Annotated in this window: 14 protein-coding genes; 12 read left to right on the forward strand and 2 right to left on the reverse strand. The window is 65.7% G+C overall.

Going from position 1 to position 12270, the window contains the following annotated elements:
- A partial coding sequence (locus VFP86_01165; GenBank protein HET8998235.1) for a hypothetical protein occupies positions 1 to 308 on the reverse strand: 308 nt, incomplete at its 3' end.
- Positions 309 to 333: 25 nt separating this feature from the next.
- On the reverse strand, positions 334 to 882 hold the full coding sequence (locus VFP86_01170; protein ID HET8998236.1) for a DUF305 domain-containing protein: 549 nt from the start codon (positions 880 to 882) through the stop codon (positions 334 to 336).
- Positions 883 to 1072: 190 nt separating this feature from the next.
- Between VFP86_01170 and VFP86_01175 the strand changes: the two genes are divergently transcribed.
- The 12 genes from VFP86_01175 to VFP86_01230 form a co-directional block, all read left to right on the forward strand.
- A complete protein-coding gene (locus VFP86_01175; GenBank protein ID HET8998237.1) occupies positions 1073 to 1453 on the forward strand; it encodes a VOC family protein in 381 nt (126 codons plus the stop codon).
- Between the two features lie 180 nt (positions 1454 to 1633).
- Positions 1634 to 2203 (forward strand): peptide-methionine (S)-S-oxide reductase MsrA, encoded by a 570-nt coding sequence (gene msrA, locus VFP86_01180; protein ID HET8998238.1) that lies wholly within the window; start codon positions 1634 to 1636, stop codon positions 2201 to 2203.
- Between the two features lie 52 nt (positions 2204 to 2255).
- The gene (locus VFP86_01185) at positions 2256 to 3389 is read left to right on the forward strand and encodes an amidohydrolase/deacetylase family metallohydrolase (GenBank protein ID HET8998239.1); all 1134 of its coding nucleotides are present in this window, start codon (positions 2256 to 2258) and stop codon (positions 3387 to 3389) included.
- Positions 3390 to 3408: 19 nt separating this feature from the next.
- Positions 3409 to 4275, forward strand: coding sequence for an aldo/keto reductase (locus VFP86_01190; protein ID HET8998240.1), 867 nt, complete (start codon positions 3409 to 3411; stop codon positions 4273 to 4275).
- Between the two features lie 48 nt (positions 4276 to 4323).
- Positions 4324 to 5583 (forward strand): 7,8-didemethyl-8-hydroxy-5-deazariboflavin synthase CofG, encoded by a 1260-nt coding sequence (gene cofG, locus VFP86_01195; protein HET8998241.1) that lies wholly within the window; start codon positions 4324 to 4326, stop codon positions 5581 to 5583.
- Entirely contained in the window at positions 5564 to 6868 is a 1305-nt protein-coding gene (cofH, locus tag VFP86_01200) for a 5-amino-6-(D-ribitylamino)uracil--L-tyrosine 4-hydroxyphenyl transferase CofH (GenBank protein ID HET8998242.1), read from the forward strand. Before cofG ends, cofH begins: the two co-directional genes overlap by 20 nt.
- Before the next feature lie 99 nt (positions 6869 to 6967).
- A complete protein-coding gene (locus VFP86_01205; protein ID HET8998243.1) occupies positions 6968 to 7861 on the forward strand; it encodes an NAD(P)-dependent oxidoreductase in 894 nt (297 codons plus the stop codon).
- A gap of 19 nt (positions 7862 to 7880) precedes the next feature.
- A complete protein-coding gene (locus VFP86_01210; protein ID HET8998244.1) occupies positions 7881 to 8978 on the forward strand; it encodes a methionine synthase in 1098 nt (365 codons plus the stop codon).
- Between the two features lie 81 nt (positions 8979 to 9059).
- Positions 9060 to 10262 carry an amino acid ABC transporter substrate-binding protein gene (locus VFP86_01215; protein ID HET8998245.1) on the forward strand — a complete coding sequence of 401 codons (1203 nt, stop codon included), beginning with the start codon at positions 9060 to 9062 and terminating at the stop codon, positions 10260 to 10262.
- Positions 10252 to 10989, forward strand: coding sequence for an ABC transporter ATP-binding protein (locus VFP86_01220; protein HET8998246.1), 738 nt, complete (start codon positions 10252 to 10254; stop codon positions 10987 to 10989). The genes VFP86_01215 and VFP86_01220 overlap by 11 nt, the downstream gene beginning before the upstream one ends.
- A 29-nt stretch (positions 10990 to 11018) precedes the next feature.
- Complete coding sequence (locus VFP86_01225; GenBank protein HET8998247.1) at positions 11019 to 11891, forward strand: branched-chain amino acid ABC transporter permease; 873 nt, start codon at positions 11019 to 11021, stop codon at positions 11889 to 11891.
- 2 nt (positions 11892 to 11893) lie between these two features.
- On the forward strand, positions 11894 to 12270 hold a 377-nt coding region (locus VFP86_01230; GenBank protein ID HET8998248.1), incomplete at its 3' end, for a branched-chain amino acid ABC transporter permease.

Genomic DNA, 12270 nt, shown 5'->3' on the forward strand with positions numbered 1-12270 from the left:
TTGATGGCCTCTTCGGCGAAGTCGACACCCGTCACCGTTGCGCCTCGGCGGGCCCAGGCAAGCGTGTCTAATCCAAAATGACACTGAAGATGCAGGAGGGATTTGCCGACCACATCACCCACGGCCTCGATCTCGAGCGCATCGTTCCCGGAGCGATCCCGGCGCTGCCCTTTCTTGAAGCCTTCGACGTCATAGAACCCCGACTCGACATGGTAGGGCGTCCACGTGTTCCAGATCTGCCGGTTGGCCTCACGGTATCCGCGCACGAGCATCCCCCCCGAGGGCACCACGCTTCCATTGAAGCGCATCGAGGACGCCCCCGCAAGCGGGGAATCAATACCACTGTTTTATCCAGCCGCGCAGCATCGCCGAGTCCTGACTCTCGACACGAACGGCATCCTTGGCGAACTCTCGCAACTCCGGCCTGCGGGCCCTCTCGGCGGCGAGGCGTGTCAGCGCGACGGTCTTGTCGAGCTGAGCAGCCATAAGCGGGAGGTACGCGCGCTCAAGAGCCGCCCCCCGCAGGGACCGCAGTTTCTTGACAGACACCGTGGTGACGCCCGCGCGGCGCTCTGCCGGACCCGCGCCGGCCTGTTGAAGCCACGTCAGCATCTTCCGGACATGCTCGTTGCCGCGCTCGACCGCGACCTGGTTCCAGCGGAGCAACTCGCCGTGGTCGGCGTACAGTGTCGCCGTCATCGCCATCTCGATGGCCTCGTCATCCACGGGGATGAGCGCCTGCATGAATGCGACGTCGAACGCATCCCCGTTCAGGCTGGACAGCCTCGCCACCGTCGGGTCCGCAGTCCCCGTCGATGGGGCAGCCGCGGAGGTCAGTGACACAGCCGTGAGGACCCATCCAATCACAAGCGCGATCCGCATCGTCCACCACTCCCCAAGGGTATTCGACATCGATCGCTGTACGCGATCTCTTCCTATGTTATGCCCCAGATCGGCCCATGCCAGGCGCCCCGGTCACAGACACGTGATTCTCGGAGGAGGTGTTTGCGATCGGGGAGAACCTCTGCCCTAGGCGACCGTCGCGGAGATCATCCCGACCGGCTGAGGTGTGATGAAGTTGGCGCGACTCCAGCACGTCTCGTCACCGTACCCGATGGGAAAGGCCAACGAAGTGCGGGCTTTCTACGGAACGCTTCTCGGCCTGACGGAGATCCCACTGCCCAACAGCCTCAAGGATCGGCAATTGGTGTGGTACACGGCCGGCCCCGACAGCCTTGAGCTGCACTTTTTCCCCGGGACGCCCGATCCGGAGCATCCGCGCCACCTCTGCCTCGAGGTCGAGGACGTCGAGAGCATGCGCCGCCAACTTGCGGCAGCCGGCCACCGCCCCTACGACACGGTGGCGATCCGGAATCGGCCGCGCTTCCTCTGCCGTGACCCGTTCGGAAACCTGATTGAATTCACGACGATCCTTGGTGAGTATAGCGGATAGCGTCACCGTTCTCCCACGCGTTCCCGCATAGCCTCGGCCTCTGTTTGACGGCAGCAAATGACCATCCGTCGAGCCCGGCATCCGATTTGTGGTATCGTGGAGTTGAGCGATGCGCGCCACCCGCGCACGGCGGCCGCGACCATCACCGGCGTACCACAGCGGCCGCAGAAGGGACTGGCCATGGATGCCGACCGTTCCAAGGAAGTAGCCACGTTGGCCGGAGGGTGCTTCTGGTGCCTCGAAGCCGTCTTCGATGACGTGAAAGGCGTAGACCAAGTGGACTCTGGCTACTCCGGCGGCACCGTTCCTGATCCGACCTATCGTCAGGTCTGTACCGGCACGACGGGGCATGCCGAAGTCGTCCAGGTGACGTTCGACCCGCAAGTCATTTCCTTTAAAGAACTGCTGCAGCTATTCTTCACGGTCCACGATCCCACCACGCTCAACCGCCAAGGCCCGGACGTCGGCACACAGTACCGTTCCGCGATCTTCTATCACAGCCCGGCGCAAAAGGCGATAGCCGAGCAGGTGATCAAGGAGATGACCGCGGCACAGGTTTGGCCCTCCCCCATCGTTACCGAGGTGACGCCGTTCTCGACGTTCTACAAGGCGGAGGACTATCACCAAGAATACTTCAAGTTCAATGGCGAGCAGCCGTACTGTCGGGCGGTCGTCGCTCCCAAGGTGGCAAAATTCCGTAAACAGTTCCGGGAGAGACTCAAGGGAGCACAGAACGTGTCCCTCGGATAACGGGAGCGGCCCTGCGCGGCGAACTGGTGCTCACGGTGGCAGAGCAGCGCCGGTGACGTACGATCTGCTCCTCAAGAACGGCACCCTCATCGACCCTGCCCAGGGGAGACATGCCCGCATGGATGTCGCCTTCAGCGCGGGCCGGGTCGCAGCGGTGGGCGCGGATCTTCCAAGCCGCGAGGCCGCGGAAGTCGTGGACTGCACCGACCGGATCGTAGCCCCGGGCATGATCGACCTACACGTCCACGTGTTCTGGGGCGTCAGCCACTATGGAATCGAGGCCGATCCGCATTGCATCGCCAAAGGCGTCACCACCGCCGTCGACGCCGGATCCGCGGGCTCGGACACCTTCCCCGGCTTTCGCAAATATGTGATCGAGGTGACCGCGACGCGCCTGTTCGCCCAGCTCAATATCTCCTCCCAGGGGATGTTGACCAGCGAGATCGGCGAACTGCATGAGATCAAGTACGCCAACGTGCAAAAGGCCATCGCCATGATCGAACAGCATCGCGACGTGATCCTGGGCGTCAAAGTGCGGCTGACGAGGCAGAGCATCGTGAGTGAAGCCGCGGGGATTCGGCCCCTGCACCTTGCCCGCGAGGCCGCGGACGCGGTGGGCCTGCCCATCATGGTCCATCCTCAAGAAGCGTGGTGCCACTCGCTGGATGATATCCTGACGGTCATGCGGGAGGGCGACATCCTGACCCACTGCTTCCACGGGTTGTCGCACGGCATCCTCGACGCAAACGGCCACGTCCGTCGCTCGGTGCGCGAGGCGATGGCACGCGGGGTGGTCTTCGATGTTGGACACGGTCGGGGCAGCTTCAGTTGGGACATCGCCGAGCGGGCCCTCGCCGAGGGTGTCGAGCCTCAGACGATTTCAAGCGACCTCCACGCCTATAATGTCAACGGCCCCGCCTACGACCTTGCGACCACGGTCAGCAAGTTTCTCTATCTCGGGTTTTCGATCGACCATGCGCTTGAGAAAGTCACTGCGACGCCTGCTCGCGTCATCCACATGGCCGACCGGATCGGCACGCTCCAGGTAGGCGCATGGGGGGACGCCGTCGTCTTCGATCTGCAGGAGGGGCGATTCGACCTGATCGATTCGCACGGGGGGCGGCGCGTCGGGCGCCAACGGCTGGCCCTCGCGACGGTCGTCAGGGCGGGGCACACGTACCGATAACTGCGCGGAGGGACGACGCATGTCCACCGACAAGCCGTTGCCGCACGCGTCTTTGGGCGGCACATTCGTCATCGGCGGGGATCTCACCGTGAACCGGCTCGGCTTCGGCGCCATGCGGATCACGGGGCCCCGCGTGCTTGGCGAGCCGGCCGACCGCGCGCAGGCCAAGGCGCTCCTTCGTCGGGCCGTCGAGCTGGGGGTCACCTTGATGGATACGGCGGATTCATACGGTCCCAGCGTCTCCGAGGAGTTGATCGCCGAGGCGCTGTATCCGTACCCGGCGGACCTCGTCATCGCCACGAAGGGAGGATTCATCCGCCGAGGGGGCGGCTGGATCGCCAATGGCCGGCCCGCACACCTCCGGGAGGCCCTCGAGGGGAGCCTCCGACGCCTCCGGGTGGACAGGATTGATGTGTACCAGCTCCATACCGTGGATCCAGGGGTCCCAATCGAGGACTCCATCGGCAGCCTCCGCGACCTGCAGGCTCAGGGCAAGATTCGCCACATTGGGGTGTCGAATGTCGACGTCGAGGAGCTCGCGCGCGCCCGGACCATTGCACGGCTGGTGTCGGTCCAGAACCGCTACAGCCTGTCGGATCGCGAATCCGACGACGTCGTCGCGGCGTGCGAACGAGACGGACTGGCGTTTCTCCCCTGGTACCCTTTGGCGACCGGAACCCTCGCGCGGCCACGCAGCGGCCCCGTTGAACGCATTGCACGCATCCACCAGGCGACGCCCGCCCAGATCGCGCTGGCCTGGCTGCTCAAGCGGGCGCCGGTGATCCTCCCGATTCCGGGAACGTCCTCCATTGCGCACCTGGAAGAAAATATCTCGGCGGCGCGTATTCAGCTCAGTCCCGAGGAGTTCGAGGCCCTGACCGGCTAAGCCACGACGGCGTGGAGGTGACACGGCGGGTACGCTGGGCAGGGGGGTTTGGCCCGAGCGCCCGCGAACTCCCTGATGATGTTCTCCCCCGACCCCGTACGCTTCGCCCACGCCCCGGCCGTTGCCGCAGCCTTAGAACGGGTGCTGAATGGCAGCGCCCTCACGCGCGAAGAGGCCTGTGGATTGATCGGGTGCCCCGACGATGACCTGCCGGCCGTATGTGCCGCCGCCTGGGCGCTGCGCGTGCGGGGCAAGGGCCGGACGGTGACCTTTTCTCCTAAAGTGTTCATCCCACTCACCCAGCTGTGCCGCGACACCTGCGGGTACTGCACATTTCGGGCCGACCCCAAAGACGCACCACGGTTGTACATGACCCCAGAAGAGGTGCTCGAGGTGGCGCGGGCAGGCGAGCGGCTCGGGTGCACCGAAGCGTTGTTCACGCTTGGCGAACGGCCGGAGCAGCGGTTTCCAGAGGCGCGCCAGTGGCTCGCGGGCCGCGGCCACCGGAGCACCCTCTCCTACCTGCGCGAGATGGCCGCCCTGGTGCTCCGAGAGACGACCCTCCTGCCACATCTCAACCCGGGGACGATGAGCCGCGCGGAGATGGCGGCCCTGCGCGATGTGAGCGCTTCGATGGGCCTCATGCTGGAGAGCGTGAGCGAGCGGCTGTGCCAGGCAGGGGGACCGCACGAGCATGCCCCGAGCAAGCACCCGCGCGCCAGGTTGCGGACCCTTGAGGCGGCGGGCGCGCTGCGCGTACCGTTTACAACCGGATTGCTCATCGGGATCGGCGAGACGCCAGACGAGCGCATCGACGCGCTCATGGCCATCCGCGAATCCCACGCGCGGTGGGGGCACGTCCAAGAAGTCATCATTCAAAACTTCCGGGCCAAGCCAGGCACGTCCATGGCCTCGGCCCAGGAGCCGCAGACGCCGGACACTGTGCGGACCGCAGCCGTGGCGCGACTCCTTCTTGGGCCAACGGCGAACATTCAAGTACCTCCCAACCTCACCGCGCGGGGGTTCCCCGTCTATCTCGAAGCCGGCATCAACGACTGGGGCGGCATCTCCCCCCTCACGATCGACTACGTCAATCCAGAAGCGCCGTGGCCGCAGATCTCCACCCTGCGCGCCCGCACCGAGGCTGCCGGGGACATTCTGAAGCCCCGGCTCCCCGTCTACCCTGAGTACCTACTCCACCGGCCGGAATATATCGCCCCGTCACTCCGGGATCGCGTGCAAAACGCTGCGGATTCCGACGGATATGCCAAGGGAGGTCTCGTGGACAATGGACGCGCTTCAGCCTGATCCCACCGTCTCGCTCGACCGCCTGCTCGGGGAGGTTGCCCCGACCGTGGCCCGCATCCTTGAGCGCGCGCTGTCGCGTACCGAGATTACGGTGGATGAGGCCGAAACGCTGCTGGGCGCCTCAGGCCGCGAACTGGCTGTTCTCATGGCCACGGCCGACCAGCTGCGCCGCGAGACGGTCGGCGACACCGTCACGTACGTCGTCAACCGCAACATCAACTTCACGAATGTCTGTATCAAGGGCTGCGGCTTCTGCGCCTTCAGCCGCGACTTCCGAGAAGAGGAAGGGTATTTCCTGCCCGAGGAGGAGATCGTCCGCCGCGCGCGCGAGGCCTGGGACCTTGGGGCGACCGAGGTGTGCATCCAAGCCGGATTGCCGCCCAAGATGGACGGCGACTTGTACATCCGGCTCACCCGCGCGCTGAAGACGGCGATCCCCGGCATCCACATCCACGGGTTTTCTCCGGAAGAGGTCCTCTATGGCTCGATACGATCCGGGCGCACCATCCGCGCTTACCTTGAGGAACTGAAAGCCGCGGGCGTCGGGAGTCTGCCGGGCACCGCGGCGGAGATCCTCGATGATGACTTGAGAGACCGTATCGCTCCGGGTCGCATTCGGACGGCTCAGTGGATCGAGGTCATCACGACCGCGCACGAGCTGGGAATCCCGACAACCTCTACCATGATGTTCGGCCACGCGGAGACCCGGGCGCATCAGGCCCGCCACCTCATCCTCCTGCGGGACCTCCAGCGCCGGTCGGGCGGGTTCACGGAGTTTGTCCCGTTGAGCTTCGTCCATACCGAGGCACCGATGTGGCGCGATCATCCCCTTCCTGGATTGCGACCGGGGCCGACCGGCATGGAGGTCTTCCGGGTTCACGCCACGGCGCGCATCGTCCTCAACCAGACGATCCCCAACCTCCAGGTCTCGTGGGTGAAAGAAGGTCCGCGGCTCGCCCAGTTGTTGCTCGCCGCCGGAGCGAATGACCTGGGAGGAACCCTCATCAACGAGAGCATCTCGACGTCGGCGGGGGCGGGGTACGGCCAGCTGGTGCCGCCGGCCGAGCTGCGCCGGTGGATCCGGGACATGGGGCGCACCCCGGCGGAACGTTCGACCACCTATCAGCTGCGCCGTGTTTTCGATCAGCCTGAGGCGGATCGCCCCGAGGCCCTCGATGCTGCCGCCGCGGACGCGGGACGGTTCGGGAGCTACCGCGAACTCGTCAAGATGGATCGGTACCGGTATCGGCACGGCGCACGAGAAGGGCAAAAAACTGCTCAGTAGCGAGGGTGGAGCCGCGCCTCGGGCCTGGGTGCCGGCCCCTGCCCCGCCGAGCGAAGGGTAACCAACGGAGGGCGAGAATGAAATGACGGAGCGTGCCCAATGAGCACACGTCGAGTGGTTCTCACAGGAGCGGCCGGATATATCGCTCAGCGCATGTACCCGGAGCTCAGCAAGCGGTGGGAGGTAGTCCCCATCGACGTTCGAACCACGACCCGGGACGGCAAGACGATCCCGGGGATGGTGGTCGCCGATCTGACTCAGCCGGACCGGAATCAATATCGTCATCACTTCCGCGGGGCCGATGCCGTCATCCACTGCGGATATGTGAGCGCGCCCGGCCTCGATGCGAACACCTGGCAGAACAATAGCGATGCCAAGTTCTGGGCCGAGCACCAGAATGTCGCACTCGCCTACAACGTCTACAAGACGTCGCTCGAGGAGGGCGTCCGCCGGGTGGTGGTGGCCAGCTCCAATCACGCCGGGGACTACTACGAGCGCCTCATCTGGGCGGGGATGATGGAGATGGTCACGCCGGAGATGCCCCCGCGCTCCGACAACTGGTATGGGTGGGCCAAGGGCGCGTACGAGCTGCTCGGATTCGTGTTCGCGACGGGTCGGGTCGACGGCCGGAAGCTCGAGATCGTGCAGTGGCGGATCGGCGGGCCGCGCGACGATGATATCGACGGGGTGAAGCCGGGGGACATCAAGACCATGCATCGTGCGCTCGGAGCCTACCTCTCCAGACGCGACCAGGTGCAGCAGGCTATCCGGATGGTCGAGACCGAGCAGATCGCCGACCCCCACGGCATCCCCTTCCTGATCGTGTATGGCATCAGCGGGAACACCCACCGCTTTTGGAGCATCGCCAACGCCCGCCAGAAGATCGGCTACAGCCCGGAGGACGACAGCCAGGTGAACTTCGCCGACAAGATCGCCGCGATTGCCCGCGCGGCCGGCACCCCAAGCGACGGACCGCCGGCCCGCAAGAAATAGCGTCTCTGGAGGAGCGCGCATGACCACGCCGCACAGAGCCGACCACGTAGGGAGCTTTCTGCGGCCGCCCGAGCTGCTCGAGGCACGCCGCGCAGCGGCGGACCCGGAGCGCCTCCAGGAGATCGAGGATCGTCACATCCGGCGCGTGCTCGCCAAGCAGCAGGAGCTGGGATTCGACGTCTTCACCGACGGTGAGCTGCGGCGGCGCAACTTCATGAGCGACTTCACGGATGCGGTCGACGGCTTCGACCACGAGGACGCGGTCGCCCGGACGTGGCAGGCCGGGCGCGCGGCGGGCGCGGCCGTCAGCAGCGTGACCGGGATCGTCACGGGCAAGCTCCGGCAACTCCGGCGCCTGACCGGACTCGAGCTCCCCTTCCTCCGCGCGCACTGCCCCGGGGCGATCAAGATGACCCTCCCGAGCGCCACGCAGTTCCCCGCGATCGCATACAAGCGGGGCGTGACCGACAAGGTATATCCGAATCATTCCGCCCTCCTGTGGGACATCGTCGCCATCGCGCGGGGCGAGGTACAGGCGCTGGCCGCGGAAGGCGTGCAGTACATCCAGATCGACGCTCCCCGCTACAGCTACTACGTCGACCCCAAATGGCGTGACTATCTCCGGACGGAGATAGGGCTGGAGCCGGACGCGGCCTTGGACGAGGCGATCCGGGCGGACAACGCCTGCCTGGAAGGCGCCCGCGGCGCGGGGGTCATGCTGGCGATGCACCTCTGCCGCGGCAACAACCGCAGCCACTGGTACGCCGAAGGCGGCTACGATCCGATCGCCGAGAAGTTGTTCGGCACGCTCCAGGTGGACCGCTTCCTGCTGGAGTACGATGATGAGCGCTCCGGCACGTTCGAGCCACTCCGGTTCATCCCTCGTGGCAAGGCCGTGGTCCTCGGGCTCGTCAGCAGCAAGCGACCTCAACTCGAATCGCAACGCGAGCTGATCAGACGGATCGAGGAGGCGTCGCGGTACGTCCCGATCGAGAACCTGGCACTCAGCCCCCAGTGCGGGTTCGCTTCCACGATGGAGGGCAACCTCCTCACCGAGGACGACCAGTGGGCAAAGCTCCGCCTCGTAGCCGAGACTGCGCGGGAGGTGTGGCACTAGGCTGCGTCCCGCTCCACCCGCCAGTCTCATCGTCGACAGCCGCGGGCACCTCAACCCCGCGGTGTCAGGAGGTGCGTAGGTATGCGAACTGCCGCATTGGCGATCGCGATCGCATTGCTCGCCGCCGGCCTGCCACTCGCGGGGGGGGCGGGCGCTCCCCCGGCTGCCGCAAAGATTGGCTCGGTCATCCCTCTCACCGGCCGGTATGCGAGCGCCGGAGCTCAAGTGAAGGCCGGCTACGAGATCGCCATCGAGGACTTCAATAACCGGGGTGGGGTTCAGGTCGGGGGCCAGCGCGTCCCGCTTGCGTTGACCGTCGTCGACGACGAATCCGACCCCACAAAGACCGTGAGCCGGCTCGAAGCGCTCGCCGCGCAGGGCGTGATCGCCTACCTCGGGGGGGCGGGCAGCGATCTGCACGCTGCCGCAGCCGCCGTAGCGGAGAAAAACAAGATTCCATACTGTGGCATAGGCTTCGCGCTCCACGCCGTCCACGAGCACGGATTCCGGTATCTCTTCTCCCCCTTCCCAAAGTCCCCCGATCTCGCGAGCGAGACCTACCGGTTCATGAACGCCACCATTCTCACAGACCAGCGACCGAGGCGCATCGCGATCTTTCAGGAGCGGACCGACTGGGGGCGCGAGCTCGGAGACATCTGGACCGCCCGGTCCCGTGAAAACGGCTACGAGGTCGTCCTGCGTGCCGACTATACACCGCTGTCGCGCGACTTCTCGGACATCATCCTCCGGGCCAAGAGCGCGGGAGCAGACGCCGTGCTTTCCGTCCCTAACCCGCCGGACGGCATCACCCTGGTGAGACAGATGAAGGAACTGGACTTCAACCCCAAGCTCATCATGATGCTGAGGGCGGCGGACGCCGTCAGCTGGACTCAAGCCCTGGGCAAGGATGGGGACGATGTGGTGTTGGGCCCGGGATGGCACCACGCCATTCGGTTCCCCGGAGTCCAGGACCTCAACGCGAAGCATCAACAGCGCTTCGGCAGGCCGGCCGACGTGCTCGTCGGTCCCGCGTATGCCTGCGTCCAGATCGTGACGAACGCAATGGAGCGGGCAGGAAAGTTGGATCCCACGGCGATCCGCGATGCCATGGCGACGACGAATCTGCAGACGGTCGTCGGCTCGGTGCGGTTTCGGCCGGATGGGACCGGGATCGTGCGCACGGTATTCGTACAGTGGCAGGCGGGAAAGCAGGAGCTGGTGTGGCCCAAGGACCTCGGAGCCGAGCGCATTCTCTATCCCGTGCCCCCCTGGCGTGGCCGCTAGCCCGGTACCCCTGCTCGAGGTCCGAGGCCTCGCGAAAACGTTCGGTGGGCTCCGCGCCGTGGACGGCCTCTCGTTCGCGGTGGGAGATGGAGAGATCCTAGGCCTCCTCGGTCCGAATGGGTCGGGGAAGACCACGGTCTTCAACCTCGTCGCGGGAACATTCCCGTCGGACGCCGGCGAAGTATACTTCTCCGGCCGCCAGATCACGAGGTGCGCCGCGAGCCTCAGGGCGACATTGGGCATCGCCCGCACGTTCCAGCTCGCTCGCACGCTCCCGAATCTCAGCGCCCTGGATAACGTGCTCGTGGCCGGCCTCTACGGACGTGAGCGATCGCCGTCGTTGTCTCACGCTCGCACGGAGGCGCTGAAGCTGCTCACCTTGCTGGGGATCCGCGACAAGAGCGGCCACCCGGCTGCAAGGTTGACGCTCGCCGAGCGGAAGCGGTTAGAGATCGCCCGCGCCCTCGCCACGCGTCCACGCCTGTTGCTCCTCGACGAGCCGGCCGCAGGTCTGAACACCCCCGAGGTCGATGCGGCGCTCGCGTTGTTCGGCCAGATTCGGGCCGGAGGGATCACGCTGGTCATCGTTGAGCACAACGTCCGCGCCGTCCGGGCTGTGTGCGATCGCGTGGTCGTCCTCAACGCCGGGAAGAAGATCGCGGAGGGGGTGCCCGCGGAGGTTCTCGAACATGCTGAGGTCGTCCAGGTCTATCTTGGAGGGGTGTGATCGGATCACCCAGCCGCTGATCGATCCCCATGACCATCCTCTTGCAGAATACGATCTTTGGCGTCCTGGTCGGCGGCCTGTACGGCCTCGCGGCGATGGGCCTGTCGCTCGTCTTTGGCGTGCTCAAGATGCTGAACGTCGCCCATGGCGAGTTGATCATGCTGGGCGGCTACGTCGGATTCTGGCTCTTTACGCTGTGGAAGATCGACCCGTTCGCCTCTCTCGTGCCCAGCGCGATCGCATTGTTTCTGGCCGGCATCCTCCTCTACCAAGTGCTGTTCCGCCGCCTCATCTATTTCCCCGAAGAGACGAAGATCAAGAACTCGATCCTGATCGGCTTCGGTCTGGCCCTCGTCGTGCAGACGCTCGCCATCCTGGCCTGGAAGGCGGATGAGCGGGCGATCACCACCCCATATGCCGGCGTGATCTTCCCGATCGCCGGCATCGTCGTCCCGCTCGCACGGCTGGGGGCGCTGGGAGTCGCCTTCCTTGCCCTCGGAGGGCTACACCTGTTTCTCCACCGCACCCTCCCGGGCAAGGCGATCCGAGCGACGGCAGAAGACGTCGAAGCGGCGTCCCTCGCCGGGATCCCGGTCCCCGCGGTCTTCCTGGCGGCGTTTGGCCTGGGGAGTGCCCTCGCCGGGATCGCGGGAACGTTGGTCAGCATGACGGACGCCATCAGCCCGACGATCGGTTTGAGCTGGACGCTCAAGGCGTTGATCGTCGTAGTCCTCAGCGGCCTGGGAAACGTCTTCGGCACGTTTGTGGCGGGGCTCTTCCTGGGCGTGGCCGAGTCCATGAGTGGGTTCTTCCTGGGCAACGCGTACCGAGAGGTGATGGGCCTGGTGCTCTTCCTCTTCGTACTCAGTCTTCGCCCTCAGGGACTGTTCACGAGGGGATAAGCGTGGCCCGCCGAGTCGTACATGGCGTGTTGTTCGCAGGCGTCATCGCGATCCTGTCGTTGCTCCCGTTGTTGACTGGAAATCGGGCGATCCTGAACTGGGCGTTCCTGGTGCTGTTGTATGCCGCGGTGGCCCAGAGCTGGAACCTGCTGGGCGGGTTTGGCGGCCAGGTGAATCTGGGTCACGCCGCCTTCTTCGGCCTCGGCGCGCTGGTGACGCGGGTGCTGTGGCTGGGCGGCCTTCCGCTCGCCGTGGCGCTTCTCGCGGGGACGGCGTCGGCGACCACGATGGGCGTCCTCGTTGGAATCCCCGCACTGCGCCTGCGGGGACCGTACCTGGCGATCGGGACACTCGCGGTTGCGGAGATTCTACGAATTAC

This window comes from bacterium, from assembly GCA_035703895.1.
Classification (GTDB): Bacteria; Sysuimicrobiota; Sysuimicrobiia; order Sysuimicrobiales; family Segetimicrobiaceae; genus Segetimicrobium.